Origin of the sequence: Pseudomonas sp. GLN_2, assembly GCF_043106005.1 — a bacterium.
Taxonomy (GTDB): domain Bacteria; phylum Pseudomonadota; class Gammaproteobacteria; order Pseudomonadales; family Pseudomonadaceae; genus Aquipseudomonas; species Aquipseudomonas alloputida.
Genome location: NZ_JBICMC010000113.1, coordinates 23,171 through 41,134, shown reverse-complemented (window position 1 = coordinate 41,134; position 17,964 = coordinate 23,171). Strand labels below are relative to the sequence as shown.

The window sequence follows — 17,964 nt, the reverse complement described above, 5'->3', positions numbered from 1 at the left end:
ATCCCCCCCGGTTGAAATCCTTCCCCCCACCCCCATATGAGTCTGCATCAGGCACTTTCGCCCCGCTGCGTGGAGACTCTCCCCTTGACCACAATCGTTTCTGTCCGCCGTAACGGCAAAGTCGTCATGGGCGGCGACGGCCAGGTATCCCTTGGCAACACCGTGATGAAAGGCAACGCCAAGAAGGTGCGCCGCCTGTACCACGGCCAGGTCATCGCGGGCTTCGCCGGCGCCACTGCCGACGCCTTCACCCTGTTCGAGCGCTTTGAAGGTCAGCTGGAAAAACACCAGGGCCACCTGGTACGCGCCGCCGTCGAGCTGGCCAAGGAATGGCGTACCGACCGCTCCCTGAGCCGCCTGGAAGCCATGCTGGCCGTGGCCAACAAGGATGCATCCCTGATCATCACCGGCAACGGTGACGTGGTCGAACCCGAAGATGGCCTGATCGCCATGGGTTCCGGCGGCGCCTATGCCCAGGCCGCAGCCCGTGCCCTGCTGAACAAGACCGACCTCTCGGCCCGCGAAATCGCCGAGACCGCCCTGAACATCGCCGGCGACATCTGCGTGTTCACCAACCACAACCTGACCATCGAGGAGCAGGACCTGGCCGACTGATTCAGCTGTTCTGGCGCCCCTTCCCGGTGAAGGGGCTTTTCCACGCTGACTCACCTGCCCAAGGACCGTATTGATCATGTCCATGACCCCCCGCGAGATCGTCCACGAACTCAACCGCCACATCATCGGCCAGGACGACGCCAAGCGCGCCGTGGCCATTGCCCTGCGCAACCGCTGGCGGCGCATGCAGCTCCCTGCCGAGCTGCGTGCCGAAGTCACCCCCAAGAACATCCTGATGATCGGCCCTACCGGCGTCGGCAAGACCGAAATCGCCCGCCGGCTGGCCAAACTGGCCAACGCGCCGTTCCTCAAGGTCGAAGCCACCAAGTTCACCGAAGTGGGCTACGTGGGCCGCGACGTCGAATCGATCATCCGTGACCTGGCCGATGCCGCGCTGAAGATGCTGCGCGAGCAGGAAATCATCCGCGTGCGCCACCGCGCCGAAGACGCCGCCGAAGACCGCATCCTCGACGCCCTGCTGCCCCAGGCACGCGTCACCAGCTTCAGCGAAGAAGCCGCACAGACCAGCAGCGACTCCAACACCCGCCAGCTGTTCCGCAAGCGCCTGCGCGAAGGCCAGCTGGACGACAAGGAAATCGAGATTGAAGTGGCCGATGCCGTCGGTGTCGAAATTGCTGCGCCGCCCGGCATGGAAGAAATGACCAACCAGCTGCAGAGCCTGTTTGCCAACATGGGCAAGGGCAAGCGCAAAGCGCGCAAGCTGAAGGTGAAAGAAGCGCTGAAGATGGTTCGCGATGAAGAAGCGAGCCGGCTGGTCAACGAGGAAGAACTCAAGGCCAAGGCTCTGGAAGCGGTCGAACAGCACGGCATCGTGTTCATCGACGAAATCGACAAGGTTGCCAAGCGCGGCAACGTTGGCGGCGCCGATGTGTCCCGTGAAGGCGTGCAGCGCGACCTGCTGCCGCTGATCGAAGGCTGCACCGTCAACACCAAGCTGGGCATGGTCAAGACCGACCACATTCTGTTCATTGCCTCGGGTGCATTCCACCTAAGCAAGCCGAGCGATCTGGTGCCCGAGCTGCAAGGCCGCCTGCCGATTCGTGTCGAACTGAAGGCACTGACCCCGGAAGACTTCGAGCGCATCCTGCAGGAGCCGCACGCGTCGCTGACCGAGCAGTACCAGGCATTGCTGAAGACCGAAGGCCTGAACATCGAGTTCCTCGCCGACGGCATCAAGCGCCTGGCCGAAATTGCCTACCAGGTCAACGAGAAGACCGAAAACATCGGTGCCCGCCGCCTGCACACCCTGCTCGAGCGTTTGCTCGAAGAAGTGTCGTTCAGTGCGGGCGACCTGGCCAGCACCCATGACGAAGCGCCGATCCAGATCGACGCGGCGTATGTGAACAGCCACCTGGGTGAGCTGGCACAGAACGAAGACCTGTCGCGTTACATCCTGTAAGACCGGTTTCGACAGTTTCGCGGGCAAGCCCGCTCCTGCACATGTCACCCCATCCCTTGGGCCTGTGGTGATCCGTGCAGGGGCGGGCTTGCCCGCGAAGAGGCCCTTGAATCCCTCCCCCATAAGCTGGAAGCTGTGCTTCATCAGCTCCCGAGAGATTCTGCCCATGGCCCGCCTGCCTACCGCCATCAACCTGCACAAAGCCTCCAAAACCCTCAGCCTCACCTACGCGCCCGGCGAGGTCTACCACCTGCCCGCCGAGTTCCTGCGCGTGCACTCTCCCTCCGCCGAGGTCCAGGGCCACGGCAACCCCATCCTGCAGTTCGGCAAGATCAACGTCGGCCTCAGTGGCCTGGAACCTGCCGGCCAATATGCACTGAAACTGACCTTCGACGACGGCCATGACAGCGGCTTGTTCACCTGGGAATACCTTGAGCAACTGTGCCTGCGCCAGGAACAACTGTGGGCGGAATACCTCGACGAGTTGCACAAGGCCGGCAAATCCCGCGACCCAGCCGAATCTGTGGTCAAGCTCATGCTCTAGCGCAAGGCCTGAGGGGTTTAGAGCGCATTTTCTAAATTCATCTGTTTGAATGACTTGCAGACAGCCCAGTGAAGGGCTGTCTTGCGCATTACACGAAAGTCGGGTAACCAATGGGTGTGGCAAGTTCCCTGCATCACTTTGCAGGTCGTCAGCACCCACGCAGCACCGCTGTTCCTTATCACTGGTCACCCGAGTAGCAGTACCGGGCTCAGGGCTGTGCACCCACCACAGCAACCGGTACTTGTCTCAGGACAACGGAGCGTCGTAGATGAGTAACAAGAACAACGATGAGCTGCAGCGGCAGGCCTCGGAAAACACCCTGGGGCTGAACCCGGTCATCGGCATCCGCCGCAAGGACCTGTTGAGCTCGGCACGCACCGTGCTGCGCCAGGCCGTGCGCCAACCGCTGCACAGCGCCAAGCATGTGGCCCACTTTGGCCTGGAGCTGAAGAACGTGCTGCTGGGCAAATCCAGCCTGGCCCCGGACAGCGACGACCGCCGCTTCAATGACCCGGCCTGGAGCAACAACCCGCTGTACCGCCGCTACCTGCAAACCTACCTGGCCTGGCGCAAGGAGCTGCAGGACTGGGTCAGCAGCAGCGACCTGTCCCCCCAGGACATCAGCCGCGGCCAGTTCGTCATCAACCTGATGACCGAGGCCATGGCGCCGACCAATACCCTGTCCAACCCGGCTGCGGTCAAACGCTTCTTCGAAACCGGCGGCAAGAGCCTGCTCGATGGCCTGTCCAATTTGGCCAAGGACATGGTCAATAACGGCGGCATGCCCAGCCAGGTGAACATGGATGCCTTCGAAGTGGGCAAGAACCTGGGCACCAGCGAAGGCGCGGTGGTGTACCGCAACGATGTGCTGGAACTGATCCAGTACAGCCCCATCACCGAGCAGGTGCATGCCCGCCCGCTGCTGGTGGTGCCACCGCAGATCAACAAGTTCTACGTGTTCGACCTCAGCCCGGAAAAGAGCCTGGCGCGCTTCTGCCTGCGCTCGCAGCAGCAGACCTTCATCATCAGCTGGCGCAACCCGACAAAGGCCCAGCGCGAGTGGGGCCTGTCCACCTACATCGATGCGCTGAAAGAAGCCGTCGACGCTGTGCTGGCGATTACCGGCAGCAAGGACTTGAACATGCTCGGTGCCTGCTCCGGCGGCATCACCTGTACCGCTCTGGTCGGCCACTATGCCGCCATTGGCGAGAACAAGGTCAACGCCCTGACCCTGCTGGTCAGCGTGCTGGACACCACCATGGACAACCAGGTTGCATTGTTTGTCGACGAGCAGACCTTGGAGGCCGCCAAGCGCCACTCTTATCAGGCGGGCGTGCTGGAAGGCAGCGAAATGGCCAAGGTGTTCGCCTGGATGCGCCCCAACGACCTGATCTGGAATTACTGGGTCAACAACTACCTGCTGGGCAATGAGCCCCCCGTGTTCGACATCCTGTTCTGGAACAACGACACCACGCGCCTGCCGGCCGCCTTCCACGGCGACCTGATCGAAATGTTCAAGACCAACCCGCTGACCCGCCCCGACGCCCTGGAAGTGTGCGGCACCCCGATCGACCTGAAACAGGTCAAATGCGACATCTACAGCCTCGCCGGCACCAACGACCACATTACCCCATGGCCGTCATGCTACCGCTCGGCACATCTGTTCGGCGGCAAGATCGAATTCGTACTGTCCAACAGCGGGCATATCCAGAGCATCCTCAACCCGCCGGGTAACCCGAAGGCACGTTTCATGACCGGTGCCGATCGCCCGGGCGACCCAGTGGCGTGGCAGGAAAACGCCATCAAGCATGCAGACTCCTGGTGGTTGCACTGGCAGAGTTGGCTGGGCGAGCGTGCCGGCGCACTGAAAAAGGCACCGATCCGCCTGGGCAGCCGTGCCTACGCTGCCGGCGAAGCCTCCCCAGGCACCTACGTTCACGAGCGTTGAGTTACAGCGCCGTGACGGCCTGTGGGGCGCCACGGTGTTTACTTCACCCAAGAGTCACGTGCATGCCGCAACCCTATATTTTCAGGACCGTCGAGCTGGACCACCAGTCCATCCGCACCGCTGTTCGCCCCGGAAAGCCGCACCTGACGCCGTTGCTGATCTTCAACGGCATCGGCGCCAATCTCGAGCTGGTGTTCCCGTTCATCGAAGCACTTGACCCGGACCTGGAAGTCATCGCCTTCGATGTGCCCGGGGTCGGCGGCTCGTCTACGCCACGCAACCCGTACCGCTTCCCTGGGCTGGCCAAGCTGACCGCGCGGATGCTCGACTACCTCGACTACGGCCAGGTCAACGTCATCGGCGTGTCCTGGGGCGGCGCTCTGGCCCAGCAGTTTGCTCACGATTACCCCGAGCGCTGCAAGAAGCTGGTGCTGGCCGCCACCGCTGCCGGTGCGGTAATGGTGCCAGGCAAGCCCAAGGTGCTGTGGATGATGGCCAGCCCCCGGCGTTACGTGCAGCCGTCGCATGTCATCCGCATTGCACCGATGATCTATGGCGGCGGCTTCCGACGTGACCCCGACCTGGCCATGCACCATGCCGCCAAGGTGCGCTCCGGCGGCAAGCTGGGCTACTACTGGCAGCTGTTCGCAGGGCTGGGCTGGACCAGCATCCACTGGCTGCACAAGATCCAGCAGCCCACCCTGGTACTGGCCGGCGACGACGACCCGCTGATCCCGCTGATCAACATGCGCCTGCTGGCCTGGCGGATTCCCAATGCCCAGCTACACATTATCGACGACGGCCATCTGTTCCTGATCACCCGTGCCGAAGCCGTCGCCCCGATCATCATGAAGTTCCTGCAGGAAGAACGTCAGCGTGCGGTCATGCATCCCCGTCCGGCCTCGGGGGGGTGAAACAGCTGCGGCCTGACAGGGGAAATGGATCAGACGAGGGAGTGTTGCCATGAAAGACAAACCGGCCAAAGGATCGACAACGCTCCCCGCCACCCGCATGAACGTGCAGAACGCCATCCTCGGCCTGCGCGGCCGCGACCTGCTTTCCACGCTGCGCAACGTCGGCCGCCACGGCCTGCGCCACCCGCTGCATACCGCGCATCATCTGCTGGCGCTTGGCGGGCAGTTGGGGCGGGTGATGCTGGGGGACACGCCCTACCAGCCGAACCCGCGTGACGCACGCTTCAGTGACCCGACCTGGAGCCAGAACCCGTTCTACCGCCGCGGCCTGCAGGCCTATCTGGCCTGGCAGAAGCAGACACGCCAGTGGATCGATGAAAGCCACTTGAACGACGATGATCGAGCCCGCGCCCACTTCCTGTTCAACCTGATCAACGATGCGCTGGCGCCCAGCAACTCACTGCTCAATCCGCTGGCGGTCAAAGAGCTGTTCAACACCGGCGGCCAGAGCCTGGTGCGCGGCGTGGCCCACCTGCTCGACGACCTGCGTCACAACGATGGGCTGCCGCGTCAGGTGGACGAGCGCGCCTTCGAAGTTGGCGCCAACCTGGCGGCGACCCCTGGCGCAGTGGTATTTCGCAACGAGCTGCTGGAGCTGATCCAGTACTCGCCGATGAGCGAAAAGCAGCACGCACGCCCACTGCTGGTCGTGCCGCCTCAGATCAACAAGTTCTACATCTTCGACCTCAGCGCTACCAACAGCTTTGTCCAGTACATGCTCAAAAGCGGCTTGCAGGTGTTCATGGTCAGCTGGCGCAACCCCGACCCACGCCACCGTGAATGGGGCCTTTCCAGCTACGTGCAAGCCCTGGAGGAAGCGCTCAATGCCTGCCGCAGTATCAGCGGCAACCGCGACCCCAACCTGATGGGCGCCTGTGCCGGTGGCCTGACCATGGCCGCACTGCAAGGCCACCTGCAAGCCAAGCAGCAATTGCGCCGGGTACGCAGTGCCACCTACCTGGTCAGCTTGCTGGACAGCAAGTTCGAAAGCCCGGCCAGCCTGTTCGCCGATGAGCAGACCATCGAAGCGGCCAAGCGACGCTCTTATCAGCGCGGCGTGCTGGACGGTGGCGAAGTGGCGCGGATCTTCGCCTGGATGCGGCCCAACGACCTGATCTGGAACTACTGGGTCAACAACTACCTGCTCGGCAAGACACCGCCGGCATTCGACATCCTGTACTGGAATGCCGACAGCACGCGCCTGCCCGCCGCGCTGCATGGCGACCTGCTGGAGTTTTTCAAGCTCAACCCCTTGACCTACGCGTCCGGGCTGGAGGTGTGCGGTACGCCGATTGACCTGCAGCAGGTCAATATCGACAGCTTTACCGTGGCCGGCAGCAACGACCACATCACGCCATGGGACGCGGTGTACCGCTCGGCGTTGCTGCTGGGTGGCGAGCGGCGCTTCGTGCTGGCCAACAGCGGGCATATCCAGAGCATCATCAACCCGCCAGGCAACCCCAAGGCCTACTACCTGGCCAACCCCAAGCTGAGCAGCGACCCACGCGCCTGGTTCCACGACGCCAAGCGCAGTGAAGGCAGCTGGTGGCCGTTGTGGCTGGAGTGGATCACCGCACGCTCCGGCCTGCTCAAGGCACCGCGTACTGAACTGGGCAACGCCAATTACCCACCGCTAGGTCCCGCGCCAGGCACCTACGTGCTGACCCGATGAGCTGCTGACTGGATGAAAACCCGCGACCGTATCCTTGAATGCGCCCTGCAGTTGTTCAACCAGCAGGGCGAACCCAACGTATCCACCCTGGAAATTGCCAACGAACTCGGCATCAGCCCAGGCAACCTGTACTACCACTTCCATGGCAAGGAGCCGGTGGTACTGGGTTTGTTCGAGCGTTTTGAAGAAGCGTTGATGCCGTTGCTGGACCCGCCGCTGGAGGTGCGTCTGGACGCAGAGGATTACTGGCTGTTTCTGCACTTGATCGTCGAGCGCATGGCTCAGTACCGCTTTCTGTTCCAGGACCTGTCCAACCTGACCGGGCGCCTGCCCAAGCTCGCCCGAGGCATGCGCAGCCTGATCAACGCAATCAAACGCACGCTGGCAGCGCTGTTGGCCAGCCTCAAGAGCCAAGGGCTGGTGGAGAGTGATACCCAGGCGCTGGGGCAACTGGTTGAGCAGATCACACTGACGCTGATGTTCTCGCTGGATTACCAGCGTGTGCTGGGGCGCGAGGGGGATGTGGGGATCGTGGTGTACCAGGTGATGATGCTGGTGGCGCCGCATCTGCAGGCCCAGGCCCGGGCGGCGGCGGAGCAGCTGGCAGTGAAGTACCTGGAGGGGTAGGCCTGCTGGAGATGGAGTGTTGCAGCCGACGCATTCGCGGGTAAACCCGCTCCTACAAGGTTTGGCGCATCTTGTGGGAGGGGGTTTACCCGCGAAGAAGGCGACGCGGTATCAGATCAGGGTACCGGTGCCGGTAGGTGCCGATGGCGTGCTGCTGGCCGGGGTAGCGGCAGGTGCCGGTGCAGTGGTCGCAGCAGGCGCAGCGCTGGCCGCTGGGGCGGCCGGCTTGGCGGCTGCCGGTTTGGCCGCCGCCTTCTTCACCGCAGGTTTCTTGGCCGCTGCCGGCTTCGCCGCAGGCTTGGCGGCTGCAGGCTTGGCTGCAGGTTTTGCCGCTGCGGTTTTGGCTGCGGGTTTTGCCGCTGCAGTTTTAGCAGCAGGTTTGGCCGCCGCCGTTTTCGCCGCTGGCTTGGCTGCTGCCTTGGCCAGTGGCTTGGCTGTAGCCTTGCTCGCAGCCGGCTTGGTTGCTGCAGTGCGCGACGAAATCGGCGTAACCGAAGCACCGGTCAGCTTCTCGATCTGCTTGGTCAGGCTGTCCACCTGCTGGTGCAGGGCCTTGATCTCGTTGCGGCTCGGTACACCCAGGCGCGAGATGGCGCTGTTAAGGCGCTTGTCGAAGGCTTCTTCAAGTTCGCTCCACTTGCCCAGCGCACGGTCCTTCACGCCCGACACCCGCGAAGTGGTCGAAGACTTGGCAGTCTCGGCAACATCTTCAGCCGTCTTTTTCGCCTGCTTCTCGGCCTTCTCGCCATCCTTCACCAGCGAGTCGAACAGCTTCGGGCCGTCCTGGTCGATCTTCGAATAGATACCCAGCCCCGCCAGCCAGATCTTGCGGGAGTATTTCTCGATCCCGCCGACCCAGGAGCTGCTTTCTTTTTCGGTGTTCTTCTTGCCAGCCATCCTGCTCTCCTTATGGTTTGTGCGCGACGCGCTCAAGCAGCTCATGCAACTGTTCAAGCTTGATCGACAACGCCTCAACGTCATGTTTAGACGGAATACCCAGGCGATTCAAGGCGCGACCGACCCGTGCGTCGAAAGCTTTTTCGATCTTGTCGAGTTGAATTTCTACCTTGCCGCGTACGCGGCTCACTTCTTCACCGACTTCGTCGAGCTGATGGTTGGCGGCATCGAGTTCTTTATCGATGCGCTTCTTGCCGCGCTTCTCGACGCCTTCACCCGCCCTGACCAGCTCTTTGAAGTAGTCAGCGCCTTCCTGACCGACGCGGGCGTAGGCGCCGATACCGGCCAGCCAGATCTTGCGCGCATAACCGCGTACCTCGCCAAGCGTGTCCAGGGCTTCGTCTTTTTTCTTCACAATCACTTTGGCCATGCTGTGTACCTCATGCTCATGAGTGGTGGAAAACCGCCCATGGAGGCTGGGCTTGTGCATAAGGTAGGGAAGAAAATTAGAAACCTCACCCTAAGGTCGTCGTTGTCGCATCTATATACCGCAAGCCCCGTTGACCATAGCGCTAGCGTCGCAGGCTTCACCTCACGGACATCGACGCCATGACTGCTGTAGCAAACCCACCCAGGCTGACGTTCAAGCAAAGCGTGGCAGCCTGTTTCTCCAAACGCCCCAGCCTGCGGGACGTTTTATCAAAAGAAGCATTTCAGGTTTTCAGCGACCGGTATCCATGGTTGCACCGCAACCACCCTCACATCACATCGCTCGATCCTTTCGTCATCCTGCATGCACCGGCCAGCACCGATGATTTCTCACGTCAGAGCGGGCTGGTGGACAAGCTTCTCAGGCATTTTCTGGCCAAGGAACATGTGCAACTGGGCGCCGCAGACAGGCTGAGCATCAGCCCTCCCCATGTGTTTCAAATTCAGGAGCAAAGCCAGAACAACATCCGCCAACCCGAAATCATGCCGGACCTGTCGAAGCTCAACGATGACTTCGATACAGTGCTTGGCGCGTTGATACCCGCCTTCCAGCAAGCCCAGATCGGCTTCTGGAACGGGCTCGACGAAGACAGCCAAGTCTCGCGCATGCTCTGGCTGGAGCACACCATCAAGGCTGCATTGCTCGAGAACCTCCCTCGCCAAGGTCTGGCAGATGATGCAAAAGCTGCAATGTACGCCCTGCTCGACGGGGTACACGACAGCCTGGCTGTCGAGGCGATACAAGTCACGCTCGGAACGGATGGCGGGGCACACACCGTTACCCTACCGGATCTGTTGCTCATCACCACAAGCGGCAACCGCAACCTGGTTCTGCAATGCAAGCCCTGCGGTTCGGTTCGTCGCCATGTCGACCTGGCCAGTTTTGCCACTGCGCTGCAACGGCAGCTAGCGCAACGCTATCGCTTCGAGGCGTTGTCCTGGGCGCACACGCCGGTGATCGGACGGCCTTTCGCCTTCCAGGCCAGGCAGCTGCTGAACGATATCCTTGACGACATCGGACGCCTGCGTCTTGGTGGCCTGGCAACCGTCGACGAGTTGGAGCGACAACTGCGCCAGGTGAGCGACCCGTCAGCTTACTTCTTCGACCTGCCTTTGCAGGAACGAACTGCACCCGCCGTCAGTCCGCCGCGATGGCTGCTCAATGCCAGCGCTGAGGACCGCTATGCCTATCACACTGCACTGCTCGATCTGGCGGCGAACCAAGGTCGGTCGAAGGGTCGCACATCGCTGGGCGATGTCGAGGATATCCGTGATTACGCCGCTCGCCGCTTGCGTGAGACCCTGCAGACCAGCTACCCAGACAAGGCGGTGCACGACCCGAACGAGGTGCACATCCGCATTTCCCAAGCCATCATCGGCGCCGGCACACAAGGGCAGTCACTGTTCTTGCGCACGGTGCCCCTGACCGACTTGGCAGTTTCACGCCTGCGGCTGGAGGCTGGCGAGGTGATGAGCGGGATGAATTTCGAGGACGGCTCGCCTGTGACCGACTGGCTGAGCATCGACCAGATCAGAGGCCTGATTCATCAGGTCGACATCGGCGGTCATTACCCCTCCTACCTGAAGGACCAAGTCAACACCCAACCGCGCAGGGCCGAGCGAATCCGACAGCATGCCAGGGAATGGCGTTACGCCCTTCGGTTCAGCACACTGAAGGCCAAGATCGAGCAACAGCTTGGCGAAACGGCAAGCCAGGCAATTCTCAGGTTCTGCCAGGGCATGGACAATGGCGTGGACCTACTGCGCATCGCCCCCCTGGCGTTTCTTTGCGCACCTGGCGCTTCGGCAAGCGATGTGGCGCACGGGATGTTCATTATCGAAATACCGGCAAGCGCCACCTGGGTCTTGTACCGCCCATTCTATGCCGGCAGAGCGTTGCAGGAATTTCCGACCCTCGAATTGCTGATGGACGCAATCCGCAGCAGGGGCGAACTGCAAGAGAGCGTATTGGCCTGGCTCGACGATGACGCGCGCCCGATTTACCAGAACGACGGGTTCAAGCACCCGCACTTGCACCCGAACATTAAAGCGCTGACGCACTTGCTCAATGTGCCGGTCGAGCTACTGGACGGCCTTTTGCAACGCCTCAGACGCCCGGTCCAGGTCTCGTTCCAGGCGTGGACGGAAGATCTGGACACCCACCTGTTCAACGCGCGTATCGAGACCATGTTATTGGCCTCAGCCAGCAACAGCGTCTCCAATGCTCAAGAAGTGCGGGCTTTGGTGAAGGAGGCTGCGTGGGCGATCTTCAATACCGTCACCCAACTTTGGCATGGCCCGATGACCACGCTGGTGTGGCTGGTGGTGGCGCTGTCGGCAGCCAAGGAAGACGTGGAGGCGCTGATCAAGCGCAGCGGTGACAACAAGATCGTCGCAGCCATAGACCTGCTCACCAACCTGGCCTTGCTCCTTGCCCACCGCCCTGCAACGCCACCCACCAACAGCGAAGAGGCCGCTACGCTCCGTTTTTCAGGCCCTGCGCCGAAGGAAGATTCCCCGCCGCCAGCGGTCGAGCAACCACAGGAGAAACCCTGGCAGGCCCCCGTCGAGCCGCCGCCGCCCAGGATCATGCGGGTAAATGCCTGGCGTGAGGAGCAGAGCCTGAGCAAGCTGTCGCCCCAGGTGCGTCAGTCAATGGCCCAATTGCAGGCTTCGCAGCCGCTGGAAGGGCACGTGCCACTGGCTAAGGGCCGTCTGCGGGGGCTGTACAGCATCGCCGGCCGGTACTACGTCAAGCTCGGCGATGACGCCTATGAGGTCATCGAGACCTGGAACGGCATGCAGATCATCGGGCCCGAGCCGAGCAGCAGCGAATGGGTGTCGCAATGGAATGGCGACCCGGACGGTTATCACATCGTGGGTCGTGAACGGCAAAAAGGGCCATGGCTTACGCGCTGGCATGAACAATGGACTTTGAACGTGAGCCTCTTCGGCGGCATGCCAAAGGACAGGCACACCATCAACGCTGAAAACCGCCAACGGTTCGACACGTTGAGCGCAACCGCCACGGCGAATCAACAAATGCTTAATCAGATGGCGCCACTGATGGAACGCAGCCAAGTGCAACTACAGCCTTATGACGACCTCGCTCTGGAGTACAGCATGGCTATCGACGCACTGCCTGCACATGAGCGCGCTTCACCGCCGCCAGCATTGCAGCTTCAGAGGCAGGCACTCAAAGCCCAACGCCTGCGCCATTTGCCGGAAATCCGGGCATCCGCGCTCTACCTGGAACGGCAGAGTACGCTGCTGCATGGAAACATCGAAGTATTCAAGGAGATGGCCGAACCCAGGTTCAGCAAATTCGACACCCGAGCCCCGAACCGACGGCGATACGGCAATTGGTACGGTGCAGCCATCGAAAACGACATGCTGCTGTGCCGCCGCCTGCTGGAGCAGGTCGACCATCAGGCACTGAGCGGACAGGCCATCGGGCTGCCCCGCTTCCCAGAGACAGCCGAGCAGATTCAGCAATACCTCGATCATCGTGAACGGGTACGCGATTCCTGCCAGGCCAGCCGCCGCCTGCTTGTCGTCAGCCAGCGGCTGGATCGGATCCTGGCGGAAACATTGCAGGACCCCAAGATCGATTTTGCCAATAAAGCCACGAAACTCGCTCAGACCATTCAACGCAGGACGTATTCGACGCTGGTCATTCGGGCCCAACTGCTCAGTGACCTGGCCTACCTCGCCGTGGACAAGTCTCGGCTCTCTGCGGACACGGCCGAGCATTTGCTTGCAATGCGCGCACCGCTCAGCGGCATCGAATTCAGCCGCACGGTATGGAGCCACGACGGCCTGGCAGCCACCGAAGAGACGGCCCAGGTCAAAGCCGAACTGCTTGAGGATATCCTTCAGAAATACCGTACCGTGCTGGACCGCGCCCAATACATGAAGACCCTGGACTCGCCTGCGCTGGTGAGTGACGTGCTGGACGAATATATACGCGAACTGTCCACGATCACCCAGATCACGGAGCAGCAACTGAGCGCGAGCTTGACCAACCTCGACAGCGGCATCAGTCCCCCCTCGCCAGCGCCCTACCATCGCCCGGCAACGATCAGGCGCCGGGTCATCCGTGTCGACCGAGGTCGACCGTTGCTGGTGGAAATCGACCAAATGGGCAACCGGGCCATCCAGCGCAGTGCATTCAACCAGGAGCCTGCGGGCAGCTTCGCTCAACGCGACGGGGTGTGGCATGCCGTGCCTGAGCAAGCACGGCCGGCCCCGCGCGACCGGGCACAGCTTCGCCAGCGAGCAAACCGCCTGCTGGCAGAGGTGGATGGAAAAATCGCCTTCGCCGCTCACTATGCCGATGAGCCCAACAGCCTGAGCGACTTCCTGGAATGGCCGGCCGGTGACATGCGCGAAGTTCAGCAGCAACTGACCGAGCTGAACAACCCACTGGATTCCAGCTTGGTCGACCTCCTTCGGGCAGCGGTAGACCGCGTCCATCACGAAAGGCTTCGGCTGCTCACCGACGCGTATCTGAACACCCGCCATCCCGACGGCAAGGCCCTTCGTTTCCTGGCTGAGCAGAAGCGGATTCGTGTCAGGCAGACCGTGATTCGCCGGCAGCTACGTCACGCCAATGATTACCTCGACGTCTACGAGATTCGAGATGTGCAAGCGCCACAGCGGCTACTGTGGGAGGCGCACTTTCATTATTCCAGCCTCGAAGCGAGAGGGCATGACTTCGTCAAGGGCCACCTCAAGTTCTGGGATGCAGGTGTAAGGGGCCGCAAGGCCATGCTCGAGCAGGCCGCAGACGCACGCGAGCGCATCGCGATCTACCGCGGCGATCTGCGCCTGGAGCAGGTGATTGGCATCATTCCTTTCCCGGCGGACGCGCCGCAGTAGCCAGAGAGCGGCGCCGGCTCAGGCCAGGGCCTTGTCCAGCGCCCGCTCGATCTCACCCTTGATGGTGCCGCTCATCATCGACAGCATCATGCCCAGCTTCAATTCGACGCGGATGCTGTCGTCGCCAATGTGCACGCTGCCATTGGCGCCACTGCGCGCAACGTCCACGCGGTCACCGTTCCAGGTGGCCTTGAGGTCGTACTCGCGGCTGAGCTTGTCGACCAGCGCTTCGGCCTTGGCGCGGGCGGCATCACGGCCGAGGGAGTGTTTGCGTTCGACGCTGATCTGGGTCATGCGGGCGTTCCTGAAGATGTAGACATAATGAGCATTATGCCCGCCCCTGCCCACTGGCACACCCCGCCAAGACAAATCCGCCCGTTCGCCCTAGAATGGCGGTAATTTTTTTCGGTGAAGCGATATGAACGACCAGCGCAAAGGCGACCACGCCGAACCCACCACCCATTTTGGCTATCAGGACGTGCCTGAAAGCCAGAAAGCGAAGAAAGTCGCCGAAGTGTTCCACTCGGTGGCAGCCAAGTACGACCTGATGAACGACGTGCTTTCCGGCGGCATGCACCGCCTGTGGAAGCGCTTTACCATCGAGCTGTCGGGCGTGCGCAGCGGCAACCGCGTGCTGGACATCGCCGGCGGTACCGGTGATCTGGCGGCCAAGTTCTCCCGTCTTGTCGGGCCGACCGGGCAAGTGGTGCTGGCCGACATCAACGATTCGATGCTCAAGGTTGGCCGTGACCGCCTGCTTGACCGTGGCGTGGCCGGCAACATCGAGTTCGTCCAGGCCGACGCTGAAAAGCTGCCGTTCCCGGACAACCACTTCGACTGCGTGACTATCGCTTTCGGCCTGCGCAACGTTACCCACAAGGACGCCGCCATCCGTTCGATGCTGCGCGTGCTCAAGCCCGGTGGCCGCCTGTTGATCCTGGAGTTCTCCAAGCCGACCAACAAGCTGATGTCCAAGGCCTACGACGCCTACTCGTTCGCCTTCATGCCGCTGGCTGGCAAGCTGATCACCAATGACGCCGAGAGCTACCGTTACCTCGCCGAGTCGATCCGCATGCACCCTGACCAGGAAACCCTGAAGAGCATGATGGTCGAGGCCGGTTTCGACCGCGTCACCTACCACAACATGACCAGCGGCATCGTTGCCGTGCACCGGGGAATCAAGCCCTGATGTTGCTGGCCGGGCTGCTCGCCAGCGTCGAACATGGCCTGAACCGCGTCCTGCGCCTGGACAGCACGGCCCTGCCGCGGCTGGCCGCGCTGGAAGGCAAAGTCATCGAGATCGACTGCCGCCAACCGGCCCTGCAGGTGTTCATCCTGCCCGATGAAGAAGGCCTGATGCTCGCCGCCCATTGGGAGGGCGAGGTCGACTGCCGCCTGCGCGCCCCCGCCGGTAGCCTGGCGCAACTGGCTTTGGTCAAGGACAAGACCGCTGTACTGCACAGCCCGCAGGTCGAGCTGCACGGCGACAGCGCCGTATTGCTCGACCTGTTCGGTGTGCTGCAGGACCTGGAGCTGGACTGGGAGCACGAGCTGCAACGCTGGCTTGGCCCGGTCGCCACGGCAATGCTGGCCGGCCATATCCGCCTGCGCGCTCGCTGGACTCGCCAAGGCCTGGCACGTTTCAGCCAGAACCTGTCCGAATACCTGGCCGAAGAATCCCGTACCCTGGTCGGCAAGCGCGAGGCCGAAGCCGCCTTCAGCGAGCTCGATGCCTTGAAGCTTGATACAGAACGCCTCGAAGCGCGCCTCAGGCGCCTGTCCCGATCCCTTGATACCAGCGATAACGCATGAAGCTGCTCGCCGTCCGACGTCTTTTTCGCATCCAGCGTGTGGTGATCCGCTACCGCCTCGATGACCTGCTGTTCGACCAGCCCTTGCTGCCCTGGTGGCTGGCCAGCCTGCGCCTGTTGATGCCGTGGCGCTGGCTGCCACGCAAGCCCACCGAACTCAGCCGTGGCGCGCGCCTGCGCCTGGCACTGCAGGACCTGGGGCCGATCTTCATCAAGTTCGGCCAGCTGCTGTCCACCCGCCGCGACCTGCTGCCCCCCGACATCGCCGACGAGCTGATGCTGTTGCAGGACCGTGTGCCACCGTTCGACCCGAAAAAAGCCGTGGCCTTGATCGAGGAACAGCTCGGTGCGAAGGTCGGCCAGGTGTTCAGCCGCTTCGACGTCGAGCCTCTGGCCTCGGCCTCGGTAGCCCAGGTGCACGCCGCACGCCTGAAAACCGGCGAAGAGGTGGTGGTCAAGGTGGTGCGTCCGGGCCTGAAGCCGGTCATCGCCCAGGACCTGGCCTGGCTGTTCCTGATCGCCAAGGCCGCCGAACGCGCCTCGGCGGATGCCCGTCGCCTGCACCCGGTGGAAATCGTCGGCGACTACGAAAAAACCATCTACGACGAGCTCGACCTGCTGCGCGAGGCTGCCAACGCCAGCCAGCTGCGGCGCAACTTCGAAGACTCCGAGCTGATGTACGTACCCCAGGTGTACTGGGACCTGTGCCGCCCCAAGGTGCTGGTGATGGAGCGCATCTACGGCGTACCGGTGACCGACATGGCCACCTTGGCCGACCAGCGCACCGACATGAAGCTGCTGGCCGAGCGCGGCGTGGAAGTGTTCTTCACCCAGGTGTTCCGCGACAGCTTCTTCCATGCCGACATGCACCCTGGCAACATCTTCGTCAGCACGGTCAAACCGTGGAGCCCACAGTACATTGCCATCGACTGCGGCATCGTCGGCAGCCTCACCGCCGAGGACCAGGACTATCTGGCGCGCAACCTGTTTGCCTTCTTCAAGCGTGACTACCGCCGCGTCGCCCAGTTGCACATCGACTCGGGCTGGGTGCCGGCAAACACCAAGGTCAACGAGTTCGAAGCAGCGATTCGCACCGTGTGCGAGCCGATCTTTGAAAAACCGTTAAAAGATATTTCCTTCGGCCAGGTGCTGATGCGCCTGTTCCAGACTGCACGGCGCTTCAACATGGAAGTGCAGCCACAACTGGTATTGCTGCAGAAAACCCTGCTCAACATCGAAGGCCTGGGCCGTCAGCTGTACCCCGACCTGGACCTGTGGAGCACCGCCAAGCCGTACCTCGAACGCTGGATGCGCGACCGCTATAGCCCCAAGGCGGTGTTCGGCAACCTGCACAGCCAGGTAGAGCAACTGCCGCACCTGGCCGGCATGACCCGCGACCTGCTCGAGCGCCTGTCGCAGCCTCACCTGCACGATCCACAACTGCCGGAACGGCGCCGCCAGGGCGACCGCTGGGCGCTGCGCCTGCTGGGCGCCGGCCTGCTTGGCGGTGGCGCAGTTTTGGCTGCAGGCGCTGCCGAAACCGCCAGCCTGGCCGCCCCGGCCGCCTGGCCAGCCTGGTTGATGCTGGCTGCGGGCCTTTACCTGATCGTGCGCCAATAGCCAGCCGCGCCTGTGGCTGGCACACTAGCGCAAAGGGCCCGGCACAGGAGCGGGCCCGTTTTGGAGTCGACGATGAAAGACTGGCTGGACGAGATCAAGTGGAACAGCGATGGCCTGGTACCGGCGATCGCCCAGGACCACAAGACCGGACGCGTGCTGATGATGGCCTGGATGAACCGTGAATCGCTGGCCCTGACGGCCGCCGAGCAGCGTGCCATCTACTGGTCGCGTTCGCGTGGCAAGCTGTGGCGTAAAGGCGAGGAGTCCGGGCATGTGCAAAAACTGCATGAGTTGCGCCTGGACTGTGACGCCGACGTGATCATCCTGATGGTCGAGCAACTGGGCCATATCGCCTGCCATACCGGTCGTGAAAGCTGCTTCTACCGCGTCTATGAAGACGGCCAGTGGAAAATCGTCGACCCGGTCCTGAAGGACCCGGATGCCATCTACAGCGCAGGACATTGAC

Annotated in this window: 15 protein-coding genes; 12 read left to right on the top strand and 3 right to left on the bottom strand. The window is 62.3% G+C overall.

What is annotated here, in order from left to right; genetic code table 11:
• Window positions 1-84: 84 nt before the first annotated feature.
• From hslV to ACF8Q6_RS26680, 7 genes are all read left to right on the top strand, one after another.
• A complete protein-coding gene (gene hslV, locus ACF8Q6_RS26710; RefSeq protein WP_003249309.1) occupies window positions 85-615 on the top strand; it encodes an ATP-dependent protease subunit HslV in 531 nt (176 codons plus the stop codon).
• A gap of 76 nt (window positions 616-691) precedes the next feature.
• Window positions 692-2,035 (top strand): ATP-dependent protease ATPase subunit HslU, encoded by a 1,344-nt coding sequence (gene hslU, locus ACF8Q6_RS26705; RefSeq protein ID WP_003249308.1) that lies wholly within the window; start codon window positions 692-694, stop codon window positions 2,033-2,035.
• 166 nt (window positions 2,036-2,201) lie between these two features.
• The gene (locus ACF8Q6_RS26700; protein ID WP_003249306.1) at window positions 2,202-2,579 is read left to right on the top strand and encodes a gamma-butyrobetaine hydroxylase-like domain-containing protein; all 378 of its coding nucleotides are present in this window, start codon (window positions 2,202-2,204) and stop codon (window positions 2,577-2,579) included.
• Between the two features lie 268 nt (window positions 2,580-2,847).
• A complete protein-coding gene (gene phaC, locus ACF8Q6_RS26695) occupies window positions 2,848-4,527 on the top strand; it encodes a class II poly(R)-hydroxyalkanoic acid synthase (protein ID WP_014754679.1) in 1,680 nt (559 codons plus the stop codon).
• A 62-nt stretch (window positions 4,528-4,589) separates the two neighbouring features.
• Window positions 4,590-5,441: a poly(3-hydroxyalkanoate) depolymerase gene (gene phaZ, locus ACF8Q6_RS26690; RefSeq protein WP_014754680.1), complete on the top strand. Its 852-nt coding sequence runs from the start codon at window positions 4,590-4,592 to the stop codon at window positions 5,439-5,441.
• A gap of 49 nt (window positions 5,442-5,490) precedes the next feature.
• Window positions 5,491-7,173: a class II poly(R)-hydroxyalkanoic acid synthase gene (gene phaC / locus ACF8Q6_RS26685; protein WP_392499757.1), complete on the top strand. Its 1,683-nt coding sequence runs from the start codon at window positions 5,491-5,493 to the stop codon at window positions 7,171-7,173.
• A gap of 12 nt (window positions 7,174-7,185) precedes the next feature.
• Window positions 7,186-7,800 (top strand): TetR/AcrR family transcriptional regulator, encoded by a 615-nt coding sequence (locus tag ACF8Q6_RS26680; protein ID WP_021783744.1) that lies wholly within the window; start codon window positions 7,186-7,188, stop codon window positions 7,798-7,800.
• A 111-nt stretch (window positions 7,801-7,911) separates the two neighbouring features.
• Here ACF8Q6_RS26680 and ACF8Q6_RS26675 read toward each other — a convergent pair whose 3' ends face one another.
• Together ACF8Q6_RS26675 and ACF8Q6_RS26670 are read right to left on the bottom strand one after the other, a co-directional pair.
• On the bottom strand, window positions 7,912-8,697 hold the full coding sequence (locus ACF8Q6_RS26675; RefSeq protein ID WP_392494318.1) for a phasin family protein: 786 nt from the start codon (window positions 8,695-8,697) through the stop codon (window positions 7,912-7,914).
• A gap of 10 nt (window positions 8,698-8,707) precedes the next feature.
• Window positions 8,708-9,127: a phasin family protein gene (locus ACF8Q6_RS26670; RefSeq protein ID WP_392494316.1), complete on the bottom strand. Its 420-nt coding sequence runs from the start codon at window positions 9,125-9,127 to the stop codon at window positions 8,708-8,710.
• Between the two features lie 179 nt (window positions 9,128-9,306).
• On the opposite strand from ACF8Q6_RS26670, the gene ACF8Q6_RS26665 reads away from it, so the two are divergent.
• Entirely contained in the window at window positions 9,307-14,067 is a 4,761-nt protein-coding gene (locus ACF8Q6_RS26665) for a hypothetical protein (protein WP_392494314.1), read from the top strand.
• An 18-nt stretch (window positions 14,068-14,085) separates the two neighbouring features.
• Here the strand turns inward: ACF8Q6_RS26665 and ACF8Q6_RS26660 are convergent, their stop codons facing one another.
• A complete protein-coding gene (locus ACF8Q6_RS26660) occupies window positions 14,086-14,361 on the bottom strand; it encodes a polyhydroxyalkanoic acid system family protein (RefSeq protein WP_003249289.1) in 276 nt (91 codons plus the stop codon).
• A 124-nt stretch (window positions 14,362-14,485) separates the two neighbouring features.
• Here ACF8Q6_RS26660 and ubiE point away from each other — a divergent pair, with 124 nt between their 5' ends.
• From ubiE to hisI, 4 genes are all read left to right on the top strand, one after another.
• Window positions 14,486-15,256, top strand: a complete 771-nt coding sequence (gene ubiE / locus ACF8Q6_RS26655; RefSeq protein WP_004576729.1) for a bifunctional demethylmenaquinone methyltransferase/2-methoxy-6-polyprenyl-1,4-benzoquinol methylase UbiE — start codon at window positions 14,486-14,488, stop codon at window positions 15,254-15,256.
• Window positions 15,256-15,879: an SCP2 domain-containing protein gene (locus ACF8Q6_RS26650; protein WP_014862044.1), complete on the top strand. Its 624-nt coding sequence runs from the start codon at window positions 15,256-15,258 to the stop codon at window positions 15,877-15,879. Before ubiE ends, ACF8Q6_RS26650 begins: the two co-directional genes overlap by 1 nt.
• Complete coding sequence (gene ubiB / locus ACF8Q6_RS26645) at window positions 15,876-17,498, top strand: ubiquinone biosynthesis regulatory protein kinase UbiB (protein ID WP_392494313.1); 1,623 nt, start codon at window positions 15,876-15,878, stop codon at window positions 17,496-17,498. Before ACF8Q6_RS26650 ends, ubiB begins: the two co-directional genes overlap by 4 nt.
• 72 nt (window positions 17,499-17,570) lie before the next feature.
• Window positions 17,571-17,963, top strand: coding sequence for a phosphoribosyl-AMP cyclohydrolase (hisI, locus tag ACF8Q6_RS26640; protein WP_003249284.1), 393 nt, complete (start codon window positions 17,571-17,573; stop codon window positions 17,961-17,963).
• The last annotated feature ends 1 nt before the right edge of the window (window position 17,964 follow it).